The sequence below is a fragment of the Thermosinus carboxydivorans Nor1 genome (assembly GCF_000169155.1).
Lineage (GTDB): Bacteria > Bacillota > Negativicutes > Sporomusales > Thermosinaceae > Thermosinus > Thermosinus carboxydivorans.
Map to the genome: position 1 here is coordinate 251,707 of NZ_AAWL01000001.1, position 19,968 is coordinate 271,674.

The following is a 19,968-nucleotide window of genomic DNA, read 5'->3' on the forward strand; positions in this document are numbered from 1 at the left end:
ACCAACCTCTTTTCAAATAAATCAAGCCTGCCCCCTGTCCCCGCTTTTTACAAACACATCCGCCAGCTCAATGACAAGCTCTGGAAATATCGTTGCCGCTAGTTTGTCTTCCTTGCCGTACATCTTATGCCGCCCGTAACGGCCATCTTCGCCTGCACAAAAGACCATGACCGTCTCGTCACCTGGATGGACAATCCAGTATTCTTTCACGCCCGCTTGTTCGTATAGCTCTAGTTTTTCAGCCATATCCTTTTTCGCGGTACCAGGCGACACCACTTCCACGACCAAATCCGGTGCCCCTAGACAGCCCCGATCATCCAGCTTCGCCTGGTCACACACTACGACGATGTCCGGCTGCACCACATTGCTCGCCTCGTCCGGGTCCTCACCCGCCGCCGGCAACCGCACGTCAAACGGCGCGACATACACCTCACACGTTTTGTCGCGGAAATACGCATGCAGCGCGGCAAAAATATTGCCAACCAACATTTGATGCCGCCGTGACGGCGCCGGCGTCATACTATAGGCCTCCCCGCCGATAAGTTCCCACCGCTCATTGTCATGCCACTTAAGATAATCGCGATACGTATAGCGCCGCTCAGGTTTTGGTGCCGCCAATGCCATCCCCATCTCCCCTTTCGCGCACAATTACCTTAATTTTTATTATATCCTTTTATTCTGGGAAGTAGCAAATGGTAAGTTGTGTGTCAGAGGGACGGTTCTGTGTCAGAGGGACGGTTCCGGTGACAATGGTAAAATTTACCATTGTCACCAGAACAGCCATGACAATGCTTGACACAGAGAACTGATGAAAACGACGTCAGCCGCACAAACCAAGTTTTATGCTATACTCAAAGTTGCAGGAATAAGACCGAGGGACGGTTTGGAGATTACTCCGTTGTTTGAGAACATGGTCTGATTGTCTTTGAGTACAGAGAACTGCTGCTAGACAGCGTACAATAAACTTCGCATATTTATCAGACAAGAGCTTTATCAAAGAGGTATTTTAAAAGAACAAGATATCGGCTTTAAGCTGGAATGGGGCAGTGAACAAGCCGTTTTGGGACTACTGGACTTGATCGCCAACAGAGAGGGGATTGGCGATTTATTGGCCGAAGGTACTATGCGTGCCGGGGAAAAGATAAGTGGAGCCAGTTATTATGCCATGCATGTTAAAGGGTTGGAAATACCCATGGCTGATCCGAGGGGTCGCTGGTCAACCTGGACTTTTGGCAATCTTACCAATATTCGCGGCGGCGACCACTTACGCAATCGTAATCCGGTCGAAAACTTGCGATTTAATTCCGAACCAAACCAGTATAAATATGAGAAATTTGGTCTGGGGGAGGACGTATTTAACAAGCTTGACATACCGCGCAATTTGAAGAACGAGATTTTTGAAGGCGACAATGTTAATATCCCTAAAATGTCGAAATGGGCAGAAGATTTAATTTCTGTTTTCAATTCCGTCGGGATTTGTATAAGGCCGCCGGTCTTGCAAACAATTGGCCCTAAATATATCGCGCAACTTTTTTCTGCTTTAACGGGAATTGACACATCCGAAACAGAAGTCATGTTAGCCGGGGAAAGAACTTGGAACATGCAAAAGTTATTCAATCTAAGATGCGGGGAAAAACCGCAGCAGAGTGTTTACCCGGCAAGGTTTTACCATGAGCCTCTGCCTGGCGGTCCTTCTGCGGGGAGAAAACTTGATTATGATAAGGTGCAGGAGGTTCTGCAGGAATATTACCAAGCCAGAGGATGGACAAAAGATGGTGTACCTGCGGCCGAAAAGCTGAAAGAATTAAATCTTGGCTGATGGCAGCTAGCTTAGTTCTATAGCGATGCCGGAAATGTCGGTATGCTAGGGGAAGCAAAAATGTATTGTATAGACAAGGAGAGGATAAGAGTGCAATGTGCGTTATGCAAAGAAAAGAAATGCTACACCGGTCAAAATTGTACAAAACTGTCAATTGCGGATGTCGAGGCAGTTTATGATGAACAAGACATGCGGTTAACGATCGCTGCTGCCGCTATCGAGGGCCGCCATTATATGCAGCTTTCCCGGCTCGAAGAAAGCGTCAAGTTTGCCCAGGAACTAGGCTGCAAAACCATTGGGGTAGCTTTTTGCATTGGTTTGGCCAATGAGGCCAAATATATTGTCAAGTATTTCCAAAAGTTTTTCACGGTCCATTCGGTATGCTGCAAAGTATGCGGTATCGATAAGCAGCGGTTTGGTTTGGAACAAATTCAAGCCGACCGGTTTGAAGCCATGTGCAATCCCGCTATCCAGGCCAAAATACTCAACGACGCCGGTACCGAACTAAACTTCACCGTCGGCTTGTGCGTTGGCCATGACATGATCTTCAACCGCCACTCGGCGGCACCGGTATCGGCATTAGTAGCTAAGGACCGGTTGTTGTCCCATAATCCGCTTGGCGCCATTTATGCCGGTTATTGGCGCAACAAGCGTTTGGGCTTGGCAGATTGATAGGGCCGTGTGTCAGAGGGACGGTTCTGGTGACAATGGTAAATTTTACCATTGTCACCAGAACCGTCCCTCTGACACCCCAAAAAAGACGGCACTGTTCGGCCGTCTCGCATATTTCCTGACCCTCTAGTTTGACCATAAGATTATTAAAATAAATACTCTTGCAGAGTACTAAATGACCCGATATAATGTAATTACAATATAATTACATCGGGAGGTTAATATGGAAATCGATATAATCAGAATAGGTAATTCCAAAGGTATCCGCCTACCTGCCAGTTTGTTAAAACAATGCGGAATAGACAAGAAGGTTGTAATTAAGGTGGACGGTAATAAAATCATACTGACACCTGCCCGCGCTCCTCGTCAGGGCTGGGAAGAAGCCTTTAAGAAAGCGGTCTCAAGAGTACATGAAGATGACCATGTTATTTATGATGACACAATAGACCTCGACATGCTGGAGGAGAAGTCTACCAATGTATGAACAATATAGTGTATATTGGGTAGACCTAAACCCGACCAAAGGTGGCGAAATGAATAAAGTCCGTCCTTGTGTGATACTTTCACCGACTGAAGCAAATAAGCATTTTCTGACGGTCATTTCTGCCCCTATAACAAGCACCGACTTAGGGCTACCCACGCGCTGTAAAGTTAAAGTAAAGAATGTAACAGGGTTTGTCGCTTTAGACCAAATGAGGGCATTAGATAAAACTCGCTTCTGTAATAAGGTAGGTCGCTTGAGTAATGTAGAGATACAAACAATTAAATCAATCATTAAGGAATATCTTGTGGATTAAAATTGGTATCTATTAGGCTTCTATTAGTATAGAAGTCTATTTATTTATTGAGGGCTATTGGTGTCGTTGGGTGTTCTCTGGGTAGTCTTAAAGAACACAGATTCTTTATTTGTCCTTGAGAGCGGCAAGGAATTTGGCTTGACCTAAAAGTTCTCATGGCTCAACTCTAGTAATATTAGCAATTCGATCGAAGTGCTTATCAAATGAATATATCTCAGCAATTCCTCGATTTATCATTTGGCTGGCTGTAAACGCATCCGACCAATCGATAACATTGGCATCAATGATATTCATTATTACGGGCCTCCATCACCTGTTTACGAATGGCCTTAAAATCCTGTTCACCGTCCACCTTAACAACACCCTTCAAAGAAGCTATCCCTCCTTGACTAACCGGAACCAGTTTAACGCCGTCTTCAAGCTGGATAATACGAACATAGCTTGCTTTGTCAATTTTATATTTTCGCCTAATCTCGCTCGGCAATGTAAGCTGACCCTTTCCCGATATTTTAGCAAGAAACATAACAGCCACCTCCTATAAGCAGTCCTGGTTTTACAAAATCTCCGCCAGAATGCCCCTGATTTTAATCGGGGGATGAATGGCGATTTGAAAATTCTCCTGGTTATGCTATAATTTAAGCAAACCGGAGGAGATATTAAATGCAAACTATAACTCTTAAAATGAAACTCCTGTCTCCCAACAAAGGTAAGCTGGAGAAAATGATCCGGATGCTGGAGATCTACCACCAGGCGTGCTCCTGGTTCCTGGCCCAGGCCGAAGCACTCAATACTGCCAGCCGGGCAGTTTTAAACCGTGAAACTTATAAGCAGGCTTCGGGATTATTCGACCTAAATCGAGGTACGCTCCAGTGCGCCATGCTTAAAGCCTTGTCTGCCAGGCGCTCCTACCTTTCCCGCAAGCAAAGGGGTAAAAAGGCCAGCCTGCCTAAGTTTGAGACAATGGTTCCGGTAATGGTGCGGCAGGACTGCTACTCTCTCCACCAGCTCCCTTCCGGGACGTGGGTTATTAAATTTCCCGTCTCTTCCGGCAGAAGCCAGATAGCCGTACCTATTGCCGCTTCTTTATATCACGTCAGAAAGCTCGTAGATTTGGCAAGAGGTTCTTGCCGCCAGGGGTCTATGGAAATCTGGCGTGATAAAGGCGGCGAATGGTACGTTTCTATATCTCTTATATATGAACCAAGTTTTAAAGAGCCAAGCGGCGTAATAGGGGTCGACTTTGGGATAGTAAAATTGGCCGTACTGTCAAGCAATATCTTTTTTGACGGTCGCCCGATAAGGTGGCGCAAAGAACATTGGGCAGAGCGGCGCAAAGCGCTACAGCAGACAGGCCGGCTTTCCCGCATGAAGAAAGAAGCTGGTCATGAGCGCAGGTGGATGCGCTATATCAACCACTGCATTTCTAAGCGCATTGTGCAGATAGCGAAGGATGAAGGTAAAGCCATCGCGCTGGAACAGCTAACCGGTATCCGCGAGCGGGTCAGAGGTTCAAAGAAGTTCAACCGGATGCTGTCCGGCTGGAATTTCAAAGAATTGGCATCTTTTATCGAGTACAAAGCCGCCCTTGCCGGAGTGCTGGTTTTCTACGTTGACCCCAAAGAGACTTCCAAGACTTGTCCGAAGTGCGGGAATGTTTCCCGCTACAACCGCAAAACGCAGGGTTGGTTCAAATGTATCAAATGTGGCTACCAATCCGATGCGGACAGAGTTGGTGCCTTAAACATTGCCGCCAAAGCGCTCAATGCTCTTGGGGCATGACCCTAGGAGAAATGGGAGTGTGGCACCCCTTAAGGCCAAGGTGATGATCCGGGTCGACCGGGGAATGCTGGCTAACCTGCGATTGGTCAATCGCCATCCCACGTTGGGATGCCCCTCAATTTATTGAGGGGAGGATGTCACTTTTATATTATTCCAATGCCGTCTTTGCTCAAGCCTGCCCTTCATGAGTTTTCATCCATATAGGCAACAATAGCCTTGACAAATGCCTGGATATCGCTTATACCTTCCTTATAAAAGCGGCTGAGAAACTCCGCTTCCGGTAACTTCGCCAGCTCATTGAGCTGCCGGATGTTGTCTTCGATATAACTTATCCGGTTGCAAATAATATCCCGGTCAACCATTAGCCTTGTATGCCTCCTTTAGTGAACGACTGTATTCAGCCATAAACATCCGGTAGTCAATATTATAATCGAGGAAATATTTATAAGTTGCCGCCAAAAAATCGCTGGTATAAACATAATCTTTTTCGTAAACAATCTCGCCTTCGGCGACAATCCGATAACGCAGCGGCAGCGGCGCCTTGTTCATAATCACCAGATCGACATCATCACGGCCAAGGGCGCTGGAAAACGCGCCAGCCAGCTCCATTTCGCCCCGCAGATTGGGAATACCGTCAGGAAAAAAGAGCACCCCGAGGTCGATATCACTAAACCGCGTCTGATAATCGGTCCCATACGAACCGAATAAAAATACGGCGGCAATTGCTGGCCGCGCTTGGCACAGCGGCAAAATTTTTCCCCTGACCTCGCAAGCCCCGACCCGCTCTACCGAATGTCCGGCCATAGCGCTCCCTCCCCCTTTTCAATACTCTCGCCACAATATCCCTTCCTCTCTCGCCTTAGCCCTCAAGAGCCAAATAAATAAATGCGCGCCGGTTGGCCGGCAAAGCTGTCGATCACTATTTTTTTGACCATAGCCAATATCCGTTCCCAAGCAACGGCCTTGCCCATCCCTAACCAACCTCCCGCGACTGTTTGCGTGATGACCCTCCCCTGGGCAGGCAAATAAGTCAATTTTTCAAATAAGTCAAGCCTGACCCCGCTCAAAGATTACTTTCCCAACCCGCTCAATATGTTCTTTCAGTGGCTGATGTTTTAAATGGGTATAATCCACAATATCAAAAAAATACGGCAAAGGACTTTCCTCTTCCAAACGATAATGCAGCCGCGCCAATGTTGTTAAGGATATGTCCTCGCCATAAACGGCAATATCCACATCTGAACCTGGTTTGTAGTTTCCCTTGGCCCGCGAGCCGAAAATGGCCGCTTTTTTTATCTCGGGAAAGTCATCGATTATCGACACGATATAGGCTATATCCGCATCGGTCAAACCAAAGCATTTTTTAGTCTCCATATAACCTCGCCATCGTTTGGTATAGCCCTTTTATGACTGGATAATATTTTTCACAAATTAACCCCTGCATTTCTTGGGCTAAGTCTTCATTATACGTATGCGCCATGAGATTGCGTTTTTCGAGAGCGTCAATCCAAGTGTGACCATCGGCGATAAGGCCGTACTGATAGGCCGTCTGGATTGCCTGCCTGGGACTTTTTACTACAAATCCCTGGGCCTCCAGATAATCTTTCGCCGTTTTCCAAGCAAGTTCAAAGGTATATTCAAAACACTGGATCAGGCCTTGTACTTCAAACTTATTTAGCTCGCCTTTTTCCACGAATTCGGTCAGTTGGGCTACCGCTTTGGCAAAATTCTGGTATCGCTGCTTCCAACGAATATCGGTATCATCCGAATAATACATACAGCCACCTCGCTGGCATCACTCTTTTATCTTTATTATACCAAAAAAGACGGCGCTGCTCGCGCCGTCTTTTCATATGCGATAGTGTCAAGACATTGTAGGATTTTTTAGAAGACATACCATCGCGGATGAGTTAACATAATATTAAGCATAGGCAAGCGAAAGCTCCCGCAAGGCCTTATATAAGAAGTTTTTCGGCCCCTTTAATACAGGAATATTGTCATGTGTTTCACAGGTTGCTTTTGTTTTCTTTTGCCGTTCAACTTCTACAGTTTCTGCCGGGCTTGTTGTCATTATCTCAATTTTGTAATTTACTTGTTGTTGTCTTAGATATTCCTCGGCTACTGACTGACCATTTGCCTGACATACGCGTATGTATGCCATATGCTTGGCGCCTTCTCGGCTCCACCCCATCGGCCGGCTGCTCATGCGCGCCGATAATACATGACTGATATGCCCTTCTGCACTGCATTTTATCTCTTTGTAACTGTATATTCTGGTTATCCCTTCCCAGTTGCTTCGAATGTAGCCCCAGGATTGTATAATTGCCTGTTTCCGACTTGCCGTTGTCGCCCTTTTTAATAGCTTTTCAATGACTTCTTGCGCTTTTTCAAAGTTGCCAAATCGCAATGCTCCTATTAGGGTCTTGTTAAGTTCTTTGTTTCCGCCTAACGCTCGCCGAATGTACTTCATTAAGTGGAACTTATCTAGAATAAATTCTGCCTTCGGAAAAACAAGCTGAGCACACTTAATCCATGCTGCACCATCACCTATTACATAGATCTTTTCGATACGATCAAGGTCATAGCGCTTGTTTACTTCGTCCCATACTTTTTCCCAAAATTCATCTGCTTCTTTATCCATACCGCTTAGATATACCGGATTTTTTAGTGACCGTCTTCCGTCTTTTTCTTCCCAGCCCTCATGTATATAAACCAGCCGGGATTCCAACGCCCGCCCATGCTGGCAGGCTACATGGTCTTCATCTGCTTCTATGTAGAGTCTTGGCACTACTTTACGCTCTTGTACCGGCAGCTCGGGCTCTTTGAATTCGCGAACTGCCCGCAAGACTGTCTGCCCGCTTAATGCTACCCCGCCACATGCCGCTCCTACTTTTTCGGCGCTTTTGCGGTAAGACATTTCGGCTGCATGCTCGATCAGTTTTGCCTTGACCGTTGGGTCTAATCGCATATGCGGCGCGTAACCTGCTTGTTCATCAACTAAATATGCGTATTGCCCTGTTTCCTTATGTCGGTAGTAGGTTCTGGCATAGCTTACAGGCCCAAAACAGGTTACTACTTCTTTAACGTCATCTTTTCGGCAAACTACCCAGCCAGGACGAAGCGTCTTATCTTGTTTGATCAGTTGGTCCATTTTTTCTAAAACCGCCTTGATGATTGTGCGCCCTACGTCATGTAGTTTATTTTGTAACAGCCGCTCAAAATTCTGAAAATCCATCTCATACAATAAACGCTCAAATTCTTTCTCGTCTTCTTCCAACTTCGAAAGGATAATTTCTTTGATATATCGAATAAATACTGACATGAAGACATCACCCCTGGGTAATCTTTTTGGATTACTCATCCCGTCGAAGGATGGTGATGTCTTCTTCTTTTTTCTTCCTCAAAAATCCTACAGTAATTTTACACTAACTTTCATATGCTAAGATCTCTTTGCGTCCCGGAACAAGGCGTTGCGGGATACCGGCTTTACCGGCGGCCTCTAGCTGCTCCGGCCCGCCGTTCAATCTGGTACCGCACATATGTCTTGCGTCAAAACGCCTGCGATTTTCGATTTTGGGCTGCAGTATGATATAATAATATTAATCAAAATATAACGGTATCTCCAAATTATTAAACGGTAGGAGTGACGGTAAATGCTGCATAAAGAAATTTTACTTAAGGAATTAGAAAATGTATCTGAACCAATCCTAGCCGAAGTATTGGATTTTATCCGTTTCCTAAAGGCAAAAACTGCCCAAGAAAAGTTTTCTTCAGCCCTGTTAAGCGAAAGTGCTTTGGCAAAAGATTGGCTACGGCAAGAGGAAGATGACGCATGGGCCGATTTGTAAAAGGTGATGTAACTCAGGCAAAACGTCGGCCTGCATTGGTAGTCGCTTCGCTTAAAGGTGATGATTTAATCCTATGTCAAATTACCAGTCAGAATGTTAGCGATGATTATGCCATAGCTTTTGCCGATCAAGACATGCGCGATGGCAAACTTAACAGAAGCAGCAATATCCGGCCAAACCGTTTATTTACCGCTGATCATAATATTATTTTATATCGTATTGGCTCATTAACGCGTTCTAAAATGCGGGAAGTAGTCGGGCGAATTATCAACATTATAAAGTCTGAAAAGTGAAATGAGCAAGGTCAGCTTGGTGGCCGCTTTGGCAAAATTCTGATATCGCTGCTTCCAACGAATATCGGTATCATCCGAATAATACATACAGCCACCTCGCTGGCTTACTCTTTTATTCTTATTATACCAAAAAAGACGGCGCTGCTCGCGCCGTCTTTTTTAATGCACTTTTGATCACCCGGATACCCGGGATTACCCGCATTACTCCGTAGCCGGCCAATGCAGCAAAGTAAGTGATATTAGCAGATTAAACTAGTTTTTTCTTATCACTGGCTCAGTACCACGGTTTCGTGCTGGCAAGTATGTATTTTACGCAAAAACAAGTCATTTTTTCATATAAGTCAAGCCTGACCCCTTGCCTTGACGGCATTTTTTTCATTACTTTATAATAATATGTAAGGAATTATGGTTGGAGGTAAGCAAAATGGTGCCGGTAGAATATGATGCATGGGCTACTGTTACCGAAAAAGGACAAGTCACTATCCCCAAGCCAGTCCGCGACTATTTAGGTGTGCCCAATGGCGGCAAAGTCCGCTTTCGGGTAAGATATGACGGTGTCGTTGTTGTTGAAAGGCCAACGACTGCCGCCCAAGTGATCGGACGGCTACAGAAATACGCAAATACAGAAAAGATCGTTAATGCTTATGAACTGAGGGAGAACATGGAAAGTGACCGGCGTAAAGAACTTGGTTATTGATGCCAATATCATCCTGCGGGCGGTTTTAAATGATGTCCCGGACCAGGCTAGTAAGGTCTTTAACCTCCTGCAAAGAGCCGAAGCCGGTGAGATAGTCCTTTTGGTGCCTGAGCCTGTGATTTCCGATGTTATCTATGTATTATCCGGAATGAAAGTTCCTAAGGAAGAAATAGTTGCTACCGTCAGAGACTGGTTTAACCTGCCCGGCGTACTCCCTCTCGGCATCGAAGCCAGCGTAGTCCACACTTCCTTAGACCTTTTTGGGGGGAGGAACATTAAATGGTCAGATGCCCTGATCGCTGCCAGGATGTTGGAATGGGGCTACACAACCATATGCACTTTTGACCACCACTTCACCCGGATACCCGGGATTACCCGCGTTACTCCATAAGCCGGCCAATGCAGCAAAATAAGTCAATTTAAAAAACAAGTCAAGCCTGAGCCCGCCTACGCTTAACGCTAGAGCAGAAAATCACCGTCGTGCTAACGCCTCATACAGTGCCATGACGCGCCGGGCGACTACCGTAATATCAAAATCGCTGGCAGCCCGTTGCGCCGCCGCCTGCCCCAAAGCTTGCGCCCGCACCGGTTCAGCCAACAGGGCGCATACCGCGGCGGTCAGCGCAGCGGCGTCGTTTCTAGTGAATAATACGCCGCACCGCCCACTGTCTAATAGTTCCTGACAGCCTTCCAGGTCGGAGGCGGCACACGCACAGCCGCAGGCCATGGCTTCCAGTAAGGCGTTGGGAAGACCTTCGCCGCGCGAGGGAAAAACAAAGACATCGGCGCACTGAAGATACGGCGCGGTGTCAGCAACTTCACCAATATAAGTAACCGCGCCGGGGGTGGCTTCATTAAGCCGCTGCAGCGCCCCGACCGCCGCCGCTGGACCCCCGCCCACCACTACCAGGTGGGCATTGGCATGCCTGGATTTAATATCCGGCCACGCGGCCAACAGCAAATCAAACCCTTTGCGGGGAATAAGCCGGCTGGCAAACAGCACGATTTTCGCCTTTTCCGGCAAACCCAAATCGCGCCGCAATCTTATTCGTTTCTCATCCGTTACAGGATGAAAGCGGTTGGTGTCTACCCCATTAGGCAGGCGCACAATCCGTTCCCGGTGATACCCGGCCCGGGGCAATTCCTCGGCAATCTGCTGGCTGATAGCGATATACGCCGTTGCCCGGCGGGCCAGCAGATTGGATAGGCGGCGAAATATACGCCAAGACCGGGGAAAAGGCTTGTCCCAGGCAGTACGCACAAACACCCGCCCGGCCATGGTAACTTTTAGTAGCGAAGGCAAGCCCAACAACTGTGCCAAGGTAATGGCCGCTACCCCCAGTCCATCCTGGCCATGCACATGGACAATATCAAACTTGCGCCGCTGCCGCCACAAAATGGCGGCCGCCATCAGGCGACGCAGCCCCGGCGGTCCCACCCGGTACACCTCTACCCCATCAATCATTTCCTGCCAGGGACTGCGCCAGGTGTGTTTCTTGGCGATCACCGTCACCTGGCAGCCGTTCTGGCGCAGGTGCCTGATAAGAGTGGCCGCCTGCAGCTCCGCCCCGGTATTGGTCGCCCCCGCTTCCTGATAGCCTGACATGATCATGCATACATGCAATTAGGTAAGCCATTAGCACAGTCCACTACTATTCCATATTATACTAAAAAAAGCAAAAGACGGCGTCACTAATGCCGTCTTTTAATTTATAATAAGTCAAGCCTGAGCCCAGTATTGTTTGTTAGCACTCAGCCTTTTTTTCACCCAGCGAGGAAGAAGCTTTTCGTGCAGCCCCAGTTTATAGCCCACCAGCTTGGCGAGATTTTGCAAACAAGCTTTTGGTATGAAGCGTTTGCCGCTCACCCATAAATACCTCAGCTCGGAACAAACATACCTAAAGCCCTCGCCCTCAGCCTGCCCAAAGGCTTCGCGAAGCCAAGACTCACGGCCATGAAAAACGCCTATATCAAAGTAGCGCTTAAACTCCTGCCAGACAGTATAGTCATGCGAATGATAAACCTGCGCGTCGGCGGAGTAGTAGACCTTCCACCCAGCCAGCAGCATTTTCGCGGCCACATAGGTATCCTCGCTAAGAATAACATTAGCGGGAAAGCCGCCAACTTCTTGCAGCGCCGCCCGCCGGTAGGCGGCAAAGGAATTTGAGATGAAAGCAGTTTTTATCCCTAATTCCGCGGCGTCGCCCATCGTTTTTATCCTGCTCTCCGGCGGATAATTAAACAGCCGGGCATGGGCGCCAATGGGCGAAGAATGGAGGTGGGGCAGCTGGCGTCCGTAAGCGGCGCCGACGGTCGGATCATTAAAGCAGTCAATAATATTTTTTAAGGAACTGGCAGACGCTAATATTGTGTCCTGTGTTAAAAAAACAACTATATCAGCGCCTGATCGTTCCACGCCAAACTGCCTGGTAGCCCCATGGTTAAAGTCCTTGCGCCGTATCGAAATAACGCTACACCCATATTTCAGCGCAACTTGGGGAGTTGCATCATCAGATTCTGAGTCGATTACAATGACTTCATGAGGAACTATACTTTGTTTCTTTATTGACTGCAACAACAATTCAAAGTTGCTGCCGGCATTTAGAGTGGGAATGATAAGTGATAAGGCTTTAAACATTGAAGCCACACCTTTATCCTAGCAATAATCCCTCTAACTCTGAATCTGTCCAATCCAGTCCCAAGTCCGTGCCAAACCTTCTCTAAGCGGAATCTGAGGTTGCCAACAAAGCTTTTCCCTAGCCAGTCGGTTATCCAGCGCCGATCGATATATATCACCGTGACGTGGCGTACAGTACTGTATGTCAACTGTCCGTCCAGCTACATCAGTCAATAACTGTATCAAATCGTTAACACTTGTCTCACTAGCCGTACCAACATTAAATACCCCGTTGACATCAGGCGTAATCAACGCCAGCCAATTGGCATTAGCCACATCGCCTGCATACACAAAGTCTCGCGTCTGGTAACCGTCGCCATACACTGTCAATGCTTCACCGCGAGCCATCCGGCTGGTAAAAATGCTAACAACACCACCTTCTCCACCGTCGCCCTGACGCTCACCATAGACATTGGCATATCGCAGTACCACGCCTTCAAGACCGAACAACCGCGTGTACATGGACAAATATGTTTCTGCCGTCAACTTGCTCAAACCGTAAACAGACGCAGGAGCCATCTTAGCGTCTTCCCTTACCGGCACGGCTACTCCATCGCCATAAACCGCTGCCGACGAAGCCAGCACTACCCGACGCACCCCAAAACGACGACAGACTTCCAGTACATTCACTGTTCCCAGTACATTGACTCGACAATCAAAATCTGGCTTGTCCATCGATACCGGTACCGACGTCTGCGCCGCCAGGTGGACAACCCCATCAAACTTAACATTTGCAAACAGTTCAAACAATACTGGACTGCACACATCCATTTCGATAAATGTAGCCTGAGCATTGACGTTTTCCCGTCGGCCGGTGCTAAGATCGTCCACAACCGTCACCTGACAACCCTCATGTATTAACTTATCAACCGTATGGGAACCAATGAATCCGGCCCCGCCAGTAACCAATATCTTCATTACATCAGCTCCTTTTTTGCAAGCCCAATACACTAAACCTAATCCGTGCTGCCGCTATTCCCCGCACTAGCAGAAAAAGATGTTCAAATGCCTTAACCCATCTATGGAGTAAATTATTTCAATTCACACTTTTTGACCTAAACCTGCTTAAGATACATTGACCTTTTTTACCTATTTAATTCACCGCTCTTTTAACTTCACTACTTATACAGACAATTACGCACCCAATGTCATTGAAAGCATTGACGCGACACACGTAGCCGGCAAATTCTCGGTATTGTAAGTGACAATGATGACTTCGCAGTCCAAATAGCCAGGCAATATCATTGTCTCCAAAGCACATCTCCCCACAAATATCCGATTAACGCCGCTGCGGTGGCTGGATCGTCCCATAAGATGAGATCCACGTATGAGTTGTACTCGCGAACAAAATTGATCACGTCAATCGGCACCGAACCACGCAAATCAAACACGCATGCTTGCCCACGCGACTGACACTCCTTGAGATCAGCCAGAGACGGCAAGCTCTCCCTTACTTTGAACACTCTAAAGGCCCCAGCTCTCCCGCTTTGGATAAGTTTTTGTAGTTCGGCGCGCTCAAGCGGCTGGTAGTCAGTCGGGACGAGCCAACGCCGAATGAATCGCCGGCGAACTATGTTTGTCTTACGGAACTGCTCGACCCGAGCCGACTTGGTCACCGACTTTAAGTGAATTCTATGCCGATAAAGCGGCTCTGGGATATACACAAATGTGCCGATTTCCGCAATTTTCAAAGCCAGTTCCCAGTCTTGAACCCCCGACAATTCCTCGTCACATCCTCCTACGGCAATATAGGCGTGCCGACGGATCACCTTTAAGTGCGAGGCGATCATGCCATCGAGTAGATCGCTCCGAATATGTTCGGGGCCCCGTGGCCGGATTTGGTCATAGCCCCCGTATTTGGCAACGCGAAGCACCTTGCCAGACTCGTCGACATCCAGGCGGTCTGTAAAGAAGTAATCTGCTTCAGGATGCCGTATAATTTCTTCCCTCACCCGTGCAAGCGCACCAGGCGGCAGTGCATCATCACAATCAAGAAAGGCTATGTACTCGCCTCGGGAAAGTTCAACGGCCACATTTTGCGTGACAGAAACACCGCGATTCTGTTCATTTATGATAATCCGTAGTCTTGATAGCTTCCCTTCAAGAGACCGCAAGAGTGCCTTCACCCGCATATCGGGCGAAGCGTCATCAATACAGATAACCTCAATGTCCGTCAATCCCTGATTAGCAAGCGAATTCAAGCATTCCTCAAGATAGTCAAAATGGTTATAGATCGGAATAATGACAGTTAGCAACGGAGATTCAACTATCGTACCCAGAAAGCCAAGCCTCGCAAGCAGCTGATCCGAAAGATCAGAATCTACGTTCAGGGGACCTGCTGATAGCCCCGTTGGCTGGGATGATGGCACCTCGGCCTGCAATCTGGAGATTTCCTTCCGATATTCAGGATGGCCTCGGTAGTACTGCTCGAACCATGACACTGCCGAATCGAAAAATAGCGGTTCCATCTTATGTACCATGGAATCAATTTTGAGAGCAGCATTTAGCCAGTTCTTTCCCATACTAACTACAGAACGACGCATACTATTTTCATGTTGGCGATAAATCGCATAATGGCCTGGCAAATAAGCCATCCTTTTGCCTTTGATAGCAAGGGAACACCAAAAGACCCAATCCTCCTTGGCGCGCACCTCATTGTCAAAGCAAGTTTCCGCGAACACGCTGGCGCGAAAAAGCGCGCAATGGATTGGAATAGAGAAGCCCCTTTCCCACCGGTAGAGGAAATCCTCCAGCGAGAGATCGAAACGCGCAATTGCTTCGTCCGGCTTGTAAAAATGACTACATGTCTCATCGCAGATAAGAAAATTGCACACGGACACATCAAGATCGCGGGCAACTATCATATGCGCCACCTGGGCATCTAGTTTTCCTGGAATCAGTAAATCGTCAGCGTCAAGGAACTGAATAAAATCCCCAGTCGCCATCTCAATACCTACATTCCGTGCTCCAGATAGTCCACGGTTTGACTGTCGAACAACCCGAATAAAATCGGAAAGCATTGCAACCTGGTTGAGGTAATATGGCATTTTGGGATCCGAGCTGCCGTCGTCGATAACAATGATCTCCAATGGTCCACTATACGCCAGCAGAGCCGAAGAGACTGATTCATACAAATATTTTCCTTGGTTATAGCAGGGGATGATTACAGATACCTTTGGGGGGGAAATAGGAATCATCCGAGTGCCTCCTCCCGAGATCCGTCCACAGTGGAAAAATATAATGGAATCTCCTTTACACTCTTGACGAACACGTTCCAAGCATGACGGGTTTCAATGAGATTCAGTAGCGCCTCGGCACGGCGTGCTGCGTCTTCAGGATTTGCTGCAATTTGGCGCAACGCGGACTCATAATCAGCCACGTCCGGCCGCTCTGGAAGCGGGTAGCCAGTATTCTCATAGATCAATTCGCCAACACCACCGACCATCGGAGCAATTACCGGAATACCAAGTGCACCGACTTCCAGAATTATGTTAGGCATTCCCTCCCACCGCGAGGTAAAGATGAAACCGTCGAAATCACTATCGGTAATCAGTTCCCGAGGATTCGAAAACGGTCCCCGGTAAATAAGATTTGGTAATACCGGCAGAGTTTTTTCTTCATCAACAACACAGTGACCGAAAACAACGAAATCTGCGAATGAACAGTGACGTATTATTTCAAGCAGCAAGTCCACCCGCTTCTCTGCATCTAGCCGCCCCGCCCACAGCACACGCAACCGTCGGCCAGGAGAGCGTGCAGCAAGTGTCCGGATAAAGGCTCTAGATCGGCTAATAGTCGTCTCATCAAGTATCCGACACGGATTGTAGACGACCCTCAATTTCCGCTGGCTAGCCTCATCGAGTGCATACTCCCGAATCGCGTCGTTCAGAAAACGACGGTTGTCACTAAGCAAACCACTTAAATAAGGCAAACCTGGTTGAAGGAAATACGCAGCATAGCCAATCTTTTTACCACCCGGATCGAATTGGAAGGCAAAAATACTGGCAAATATCTTGGTAAAATTGCGTATACGACCGCCTTCGTCCAAGATCAACCTCCAGGCGACTTCACTGTTAATGTTATGAAAAACATTGGGGCGTAAAGCTAACAGAAGATTTTTCATCAACGCACGCTTGCGATGGTAGCCTAAATCCCCCCCCAGGTAACGATCCAGCACTACCAATTTGACCCCGGACGGCAGTTCGATGCGGTTATTCACTACATTCTGATCCGCTACCAAAATGACAACCGATCGGTCCGGTTCTATTTCGCGTATCGCCTGCGCAAAATTAAGCGCAACAAGCTCAGCGCCACCTGTACTTAACAAAGGCAGAGCAATTACATGACCTACTGGCCCATAGATAGCACAATGAACGCTTAAATCCTGAACCAACTGCACCAAAGATAAATCGTCACTAGCGCTCCAGACCGGTCGTCTTCTGACTGCAACGTACAATTGCCGTAGTACATCCCAAAAAGATCGACCATGGATGCTGCTTAAGAACACTTTCAAAAATTGAGAAACAATCTCACGAATGCGCCATTTGACACGTATAGGAAGCGGAATTCGGTGATAAAGATAACGAACGAAATAAATAAACCACTTCGAATTAGTCAACTTTTCCCTCCGCAAAGAACTTATCTATTTTTACCTATAAGCTTTAAAAGAGAGTACACCCAATATGAAAATTTCAAGAGAAGTCGCCACACTTTTTTACCCCTGATCGTTCTGACAAGAGATATAAGTTCAATCTCTTTAGGAAATAAGACTTCGCTGCTGTTGAACTGTATGGTTGTGACCGAATCCGGGTGACCAGGCGATGCGTGAATGAGGCTTAGAATCACATTAGCATCAAGACGCGACAATACTGGAATGTTACGGATCAACCTTCTACGGCCAAAATAGCGGTTGTAAGTTTTCGACATGCTACCAGGAGTGTTTCTATACAAATAGCCTGGAGAAGGAATTAAGCTAAAACGGTTCCCTAACCATGCCATTTTGGTATAAAATGCCCAATCCTCCCACGTAGAGCGATCACTCTGATCCCAACCGCCCACGGCACGAACCCTATCAGTATCTATGAAAACATTAGCTGAAATAAACTGGTTTTCGTAAAGCGATAAAGCACGAGCCTCAGGTACACCGATGGGTTTCCAATACCACCCATAACGCATTGGAGATAAATCGTCTGGCAGATCAGCAAGCTCAGAAAAGTAGATCGCAAAACCAGTAGCTGCGATAAGAGAATTATCAACCTGCATCGCAACGAAGGCATCGCTTAAAGTTTGAGGCAGCAATACATCATCGGAATCAATCATGAAGGTGTATTTCGATTGCGACGCATATAAACCACAGTTTCTGGCGCCGGCAAGGCCTTTATTCTCCTGCCTTATGACTCGCGTGGGAAGGACGGAGTTACAATCTTCAACGAAGCGAAGCAATTCCTGATGGTACGAATTATTAGAGCCATCATCGATAAGAATCCATTCCTTGGGTCTTAATTGCGATCCCAAAATGGATTTAAACAAGTCACGAAGATAATGAAGTGGTGTGTTGTACACAGGTGTCGAAATCGTAATATCTGTCGCTGCTGCCCAGTCCCATTCCAATTGGCTTAAGGTAAAGGTAGCAGGAGATGTCACTTTGTATGTATTATTGACTTCATGCTGTCGCTTGAGAATTCGTACCGACTTTTCGTAAACAATATCTTCGTAGCTATCCACAGGTAATGTAATTATCTCCTCGATTTTTTGGGCTAAAGCTTCTGGCGACGGATTTGAAAAAAATCGCTTCACATACTGCTCATCATCAACCACCTCAATGGCACCGCCGGTATTATAGGCAACAAAACGGGTCGATAAAAGCAATTGCTCAAGCACTACATAAGAGTAGCTTTCTCCGCGCGAGGGCACTACAAACAAGGCATCCTGGCGATTATCGATTACAAACTTTATGAAGTCCGAATGATTAAATCTCAACCATCTATAGGCCTTTATTTTACCAAGTCTATGAATATCCTCATCGCTTGGACTGCCTGGTCCAACAGATATAATTTCTTGAATGCCGTCCAACGCCGATCGCCCGTAAAGCAGGAAGATTGCATCGAGGAAATCCGGCCACCCCTTTAATTGCATGTATTTCCCAATAAATATAATTTTTCGGATCTGACCAAATTTGACAGGCGACACCTCTGGCAAAAGGCTCAAATCAAAAGGCAATCTTCGAATGGTTAGATTATGCACCTCGTGGCCAAACTCATTCTGCAACAATTGCGCCAAGTAATTGGATGGCACCCAGCACTCATCGACATTCTTAAAAGTATAGTTGTCTTTTATAGTTATTTTCAATTCATCAACTGTATAATTTGAGGCTTTTTCATCCTGCTCTCCGAATTTGATGTAATCCACTGAACCATGCAGGAACACTCGCAGCCACAAACTTTGTGGAAGAACCCCGGTCTTCTTGGCCTGAACAATCCTAAACCCAAGAGATAGATAGTCCTGAAACTCGCAGATCCGTAAGTTCGGTAAAGTAAAGAGAACGACTTTAATTGCTTCAATCAAACCAGGACCGTCAATCATCTGCTCCCATGACAAATGCTCGATAACTGATCGAACTAATATCGTTCGGCCATCTTTTGCTTCAACTGACGGATCGAGATCGCAAAATAGAGTTACACACCTGTCATTAAAGCGCTTGATGTTGGCAACGTATGTACCAATCCCGCCCGTTGGCTTTAATGATGCATCTTCGGTTGTAACCAGCAAAAAGTCAGCTTGCAGAGCAGAGTGCAGTAAGCCTAAGCTCTCAAGGTAACGCTGATAACCTAATGGCGACACGCTACAGCTGAAAACTATCCCTGATGGCTTTCGGCTGAGTTCAGTCAGTTCAAAGCCACTAGCTAGCAAAAAGGTTTTAAATTCATCCTCTGTCCAATATCTGACACCCTTCTGTTCCGGGGTATAAATCACAACTGCAGAAGACCTATTGTGCAAAGAAAGCTTCTTGAGTGCCAGCAGCACAGGTCTGGGATCGACGAGACACGAAAGATACTCAGATGTTAGCAGAAAAACGCATGGCTGCGCCGAGCCTCGCAAATAAAGGTCGTCCACCGTTGTTGCCCAGCTATCCACCATTAGGGGCACAAACCGCTCACGGCCCAAATACCGTTCAGCAGGGAAATCGAACCAAGTTACCGAACAATCATCAGGGACTTCAAAATCATAATCACCGAATATCCATAGCTGCCGGCCACTGGAACAAACTCCAGTTAACGTAAGCCCCATTTCCTGAAATAGGCCACGATTTACCTTAAACTGAGTTGGAATATAAGTGTAAGTACCTGCTGAGAAATTCGCAAAGAGAGATGTAGAAAAAAGTGTCAT

The 19,968-nt window shown here is 47.0% G+C and carries 23 protein-coding genes; 9 read left to right on the forward strand and 14 right to left on the reverse strand.

Annotated elements, in window-relative coordinates; translation table 11 throughout:
- Window positions 1–21 precede the first annotated feature (21 nt).
- Entirely contained in the window at window positions 22–624 is a 603-nt protein-coding gene (locus TCARDRAFT_RS01080) for a Uma2 family endonuclease (RefSeq protein WP_007288154.1), read from the reverse strand.
- Between the two features lie 352 nt (window positions 625–976).
- Here TCARDRAFT_RS01080 and TCARDRAFT_RS01085 point away from each other — a divergent pair, with 352 nt between their 5' ends.
- The 4 genes from TCARDRAFT_RS01085 (at window position 977) to TCARDRAFT_RS01100 (ending at window position 3,288) form a co-directional block, all read left to right on the forward strand.
- On the forward strand, window positions 977–1,819 hold the full coding sequence (locus TCARDRAFT_RS01085) for an aldehyde ferredoxin oxidoreductase C-terminal domain-containing protein (RefSeq protein ID WP_269635003.1): 843 nt from the start codon (window positions 977–979) through the stop codon (window positions 1,817–1,819).
- A 90-nt stretch (window positions 1,820–1,909) separates the two neighbouring features.
- Window positions 1,910–2,491, forward strand: a complete 582-nt coding sequence (locus tag TCARDRAFT_RS01090) for a DUF1847 domain-containing protein (RefSeq protein WP_040682881.1) — start codon at window positions 1,910–1,912, stop codon at window positions 2,489–2,491.
- A 223-nt stretch (window positions 2,492–2,714) separates the two neighbouring features.
- Window positions 2,715–2,975, forward strand: coding sequence for an AbrB/MazE/SpoVT family DNA-binding domain-containing protein (locus TCARDRAFT_RS01095; protein WP_007288251.1), 261 nt, complete (start codon window positions 2,715–2,717; stop codon window positions 2,973–2,975).
- Complete coding sequence (locus tag TCARDRAFT_RS01100) at window positions 2,968–3,288, forward strand: type II toxin-antitoxin system PemK/MazF family toxin (protein ID WP_040682882.1); 321 nt, start codon at window positions 2,968–2,970, stop codon at window positions 3,286–3,288. The genes TCARDRAFT_RS01095 and TCARDRAFT_RS01100 overlap by 8 nt, the downstream gene beginning before the upstream one ends.
- A 153-nt stretch (window positions 3,289–3,441) precedes the next feature.
- Here the strand turns inward: TCARDRAFT_RS01100 and TCARDRAFT_RS15400 are convergent, their stop codons facing one another.
- Both TCARDRAFT_RS15400 and TCARDRAFT_RS01105 read right to left on the reverse strand, forming a co-directional pair.
- Complete coding sequence (locus TCARDRAFT_RS15400; protein WP_156784613.1) at window positions 3,442–3,582, reverse strand: PIN domain-containing protein; 141 nt, start codon at window positions 3,580–3,582, stop codon at window positions 3,442–3,444.
- On the reverse strand, window positions 3,569–3,811 hold the full coding sequence (locus tag TCARDRAFT_RS01105; protein WP_007288157.1) for an AbrB/MazE/SpoVT family DNA-binding domain-containing protein: 243 nt from the start codon (window positions 3,809–3,811) through the stop codon (window positions 3,569–3,571). The genes TCARDRAFT_RS15400 and TCARDRAFT_RS01105 overlap by 14 nt, the downstream gene beginning before the upstream one ends.
- A gap of 137 nt (window positions 3,812–3,948) precedes the next feature.
- Between TCARDRAFT_RS01105 and TCARDRAFT_RS15175 the strand changes: the two genes are divergently transcribed.
- Window positions 3,949–5,067 (forward strand): RNA-guided endonuclease InsQ/TnpB family protein, encoded by a 1,119-nt coding sequence (locus tag TCARDRAFT_RS15175; RefSeq protein WP_007288158.1) that lies wholly within the window; start codon window positions 3,949–3,951, stop codon window positions 5,065–5,067.
- 182 nt (window positions 5,068–5,249) lie between these two features.
- On the opposite strand, the gene TCARDRAFT_RS01120 is transcribed toward TCARDRAFT_RS15175, so the two are convergent.
- From TCARDRAFT_RS01120 to TCARDRAFT_RS01140, 5 genes are all read right to left on the reverse strand, one after another.
- Window positions 5,250–5,429, reverse strand: a complete 180-nt coding sequence (locus tag TCARDRAFT_RS01120) for a hypothetical protein (RefSeq protein WP_007288159.1) — start codon at window positions 5,427–5,429, stop codon at window positions 5,250–5,252.
- On the reverse strand, window positions 5,422–5,871 hold the full coding sequence (gene mntA, locus TCARDRAFT_RS01125; RefSeq protein ID WP_007288160.1) for a type VII toxin-antitoxin system MntA family adenylyltransferase antitoxin: 450 nt from the start codon (window positions 5,869–5,871) through the stop codon (window positions 5,422–5,424). The genes TCARDRAFT_RS01120 and mntA overlap by 8 nt, the downstream gene beginning before the upstream one ends.
- A gap of 243 nt (window positions 5,872–6,114) precedes the next feature.
- Window positions 6,115–6,441, reverse strand: a complete 327-nt coding sequence (locus TCARDRAFT_RS01130) for a nucleotidyltransferase family protein (RefSeq protein WP_007288161.1) — start codon at window positions 6,439–6,441, stop codon at window positions 6,115–6,117.
- On the reverse strand, window positions 6,431–6,844 hold the full coding sequence (locus TCARDRAFT_RS01135) for a nucleotidyltransferase substrate binding protein (protein ID WP_007288162.1): 414 nt from the start codon (window positions 6,842–6,844) through the stop codon (window positions 6,431–6,433). Before TCARDRAFT_RS01135 ends, TCARDRAFT_RS01130 begins: the two co-directional genes overlap by 11 nt.
- A 144-nt stretch (window positions 6,845–6,988) precedes the next feature.
- Entirely contained in the window at window positions 6,989–8,389 is a 1,401-nt protein-coding gene (locus tag TCARDRAFT_RS01140; protein ID WP_007288163.1) for an ISLre2 family transposase, read from the reverse strand.
- A 331-nt stretch (window positions 8,390–8,720) separates the two neighbouring features.
- Here TCARDRAFT_RS01140 and TCARDRAFT_RS01145 point away from each other — a divergent pair, with 331 nt between their 5' ends.
- From TCARDRAFT_RS01145 to TCARDRAFT_RS01160, 4 genes are all read left to right on the forward strand, one after another.
- Entirely contained in the window at window positions 8,721–8,915 is a 195-nt protein-coding gene (locus TCARDRAFT_RS01145; protein WP_040682883.1) for a DUF2281 domain-containing protein, read from the forward strand.
- Window positions 8,900–9,208 carry a type II toxin-antitoxin system PemK/MazF family toxin gene (locus TCARDRAFT_RS01150; RefSeq protein WP_007288252.1) on the forward strand — a complete coding sequence of 103 codons (309 nt, stop codon included), beginning with the start codon at window positions 8,900–8,902 and terminating at the stop codon, window positions 9,206–9,208. Before TCARDRAFT_RS01145 ends, TCARDRAFT_RS01150 begins: the two co-directional genes overlap by 16 nt.
- A gap of 424 nt (window positions 9,209–9,632) precedes the next feature.
- A complete protein-coding gene (locus TCARDRAFT_RS01155) occupies window positions 9,633–9,905 on the forward strand; it encodes an AbrB/MazE/SpoVT family DNA-binding domain-containing protein (RefSeq protein ID WP_007288164.1) in 273 nt (90 codons plus the stop codon).
- Window positions 9,877–10,296, forward strand: a complete 420-nt coding sequence (locus TCARDRAFT_RS01160) for a PIN domain-containing protein (protein ID WP_007288165.1) — start codon at window positions 9,877–9,879, stop codon at window positions 10,294–10,296. The genes TCARDRAFT_RS01155 and TCARDRAFT_RS01160 overlap by 29 nt, the downstream gene beginning before the upstream one ends.
- Before the next feature lie 81 nt (window positions 10,297–10,377).
- Here the strand turns inward: TCARDRAFT_RS01160 and TCARDRAFT_RS01165 are convergent, their stop codons facing one another.
- The 6 genes from TCARDRAFT_RS01165 to TCARDRAFT_RS01190 form a co-directional block, all read right to left on the reverse strand.
- Window positions 10,378–11,517 (reverse strand): glycosyltransferase family 4 protein, encoded by a 1,140-nt coding sequence (locus TCARDRAFT_RS01165; RefSeq protein WP_007288166.1) that lies wholly within the window; start codon window positions 11,515–11,517, stop codon window positions 10,378–10,380.
- Between the two features lie 108 nt (window positions 11,518–11,625).
- A complete protein-coding gene (locus TCARDRAFT_RS01170) occupies window positions 11,626–12,543 on the reverse strand; it encodes a glycosyltransferase (protein WP_007288167.1) in 918 nt (305 codons plus the stop codon).
- A 33-nt stretch (window positions 12,544–12,576) separates the two neighbouring features.
- Window positions 12,577–13,500: an NAD-dependent epimerase/dehydratase family protein gene (locus tag TCARDRAFT_RS01175; RefSeq protein WP_007288168.1), complete on the reverse strand. Its 924-nt coding sequence runs from the start codon at window positions 13,498–13,500 to the stop codon at window positions 12,577–12,579.
- Between the two features lie 323 nt (window positions 13,501–13,823).
- A complete protein-coding gene (locus tag TCARDRAFT_RS01180; protein ID WP_007288169.1) occupies window positions 13,824–15,779 on the reverse strand; it encodes a glycosyltransferase family 2 protein in 1,956 nt (651 codons plus the stop codon).
- Complete coding sequence (locus tag TCARDRAFT_RS01185) at window positions 15,776–17,200, reverse strand: glycosyltransferase (RefSeq protein ID WP_007288170.1); 1,425 nt, start codon at window positions 17,198–17,200, stop codon at window positions 15,776–15,778. The genes TCARDRAFT_RS01180 and TCARDRAFT_RS01185 overlap by 4 nt, the downstream gene beginning before the upstream one ends.
- A 20-nt stretch (window positions 17,201–17,220) precedes the next feature.
- Complete coding sequence (locus tag TCARDRAFT_RS01190) at window positions 17,221–19,968, reverse strand: glycosyltransferase (RefSeq protein ID WP_007288171.1); 2,748 nt, start codon at window positions 19,966–19,968, stop codon at window positions 17,221–17,223.

What these genes read in the sequence shown, in the direction of transcription:
- TCARDRAFT_RS01150 (WP_007288252.1), top strand. Translation starts at nt 8,900, where the DNA reads ATGGGCCGATTTGTAAAAGGTGATGTAACTCAGGCAAAACGTCGGCCT.
- TCARDRAFT_RS15400 (WP_156784613.1), bottom strand. Translation starts at nt 3,582, where the DNA reads ATGAATATCATTGATGCCAATGTTATCGATTGGTCGGATGCGTTTACA.
- TCARDRAFT_RS01130 (WP_007288161.1), bottom strand. Translation starts at nt 6,441, where the DNA reads ATGGAGACTAAAAAATGCTTTGGTTTGACCGATGCGGATATAGCCTAT.
- TCARDRAFT_RS01180 (WP_007288169.1), bottom strand. Translation starts at nt 15,779, where the DNA reads ATGATTCCTATTTCCCCCCCAAAGGTATCTGTAATCATCCCCTGCTAT.
- TCARDRAFT_RS01140 (WP_007288163.1), bottom strand. Translation starts at nt 8,389, where the DNA reads ATGTCAGTATTTATTCGATATATCAAAGAAATTATCCTTTCGAAGTTG.
- TCARDRAFT_RS01175 (WP_007288168.1), bottom strand. Translation starts at nt 13,500, where the DNA reads ATGAAGATATTGGTTACTGGCGGGGCCGGATTCATTGGTTCCCATACG.
- TCARDRAFT_RS01155 (WP_007288164.1), top strand. Translation starts at nt 9,633, where the DNA reads ATGGTGCCGGTAGAATATGATGCATGGGCTACTGTTACCGAAAAAGGA.
- TCARDRAFT_RS01170 (WP_007288167.1), bottom strand. Translation starts at nt 12,543, where the DNA reads ATGTTTAAAGCCTTATCACTTATCATTCCCACTCTAAATGCCGGCAGC.
- TCARDRAFT_RS01165 (WP_007288166.1), bottom strand. Translation starts at nt 11,517, where the DNA reads ATGATCATGTCAGGCTATCAGGAAGCGGGGGCGACCAATACCGGGGCG.
- mntA (WP_007288160.1), bottom strand. Translation starts at nt 5,871, where the DNA reads ATGGCCGGACATTCGGTAGAGCGGGTCGGGGCTTGCGAGGTCAGGGGA.
- TCARDRAFT_RS01120 (WP_007288159.1), bottom strand. Translation starts at nt 5,429, where the DNA reads ATGGTTGACCGGGATATTATTTGCAACCGGATAAGTTATATCGAAGAC.
- TCARDRAFT_RS01095 (WP_007288251.1), top strand. Translation starts at nt 2,715, where the DNA reads ATGGAAATCGATATAATCAGAATAGGTAATTCCAAAGGTATCCGCCTA.
- TCARDRAFT_RS01100 (WP_040682882.1), top strand. Translation starts at nt 2,968, where the DNA reads ATGTATGAACAATATAGTGTATATTGGGTAGACCTAAACCCGACCAAA.
- TCARDRAFT_RS15175 (WP_007288158.1), top strand. Translation starts at nt 3,949, where the DNA reads ATGCAAACTATAACTCTTAAAATGAAACTCCTGTCTCCCAACAAAGGT.
- TCARDRAFT_RS01145 (WP_040682883.1), top strand. Translation starts at nt 8,721, where the DNA reads ATGCTGCATAAAGAAATTTTACTTAAGGAATTAGAAAATGTATCTGAA.
- TCARDRAFT_RS01190 (WP_007288171.1), bottom strand. Translation starts at nt 19,968, where the DNA reads ATGACACTTTTTTCTACATCTCTCTTTGCGAATTTCTCAGCAGGTACT.
- TCARDRAFT_RS01135 (WP_007288162.1), bottom strand. Translation starts at nt 6,844, where the DNA reads ATGTATTATTCGGATGATACCGATATTCGTTGGAAGCAGCGATACCAG.
- TCARDRAFT_RS01080 (WP_007288154.1), bottom strand. Translation starts at nt 624, where the DNA reads ATGGCATTGGCGGCACCAAAACCTGAGCGGCGCTATACGTATCGCGAT.
- TCARDRAFT_RS01105 (WP_007288157.1), bottom strand. Translation starts at nt 3,811, where the DNA reads ATGTTTCTTGCTAAAATATCGGGAAAGGGTCAGCTTACATTGCCGAGC.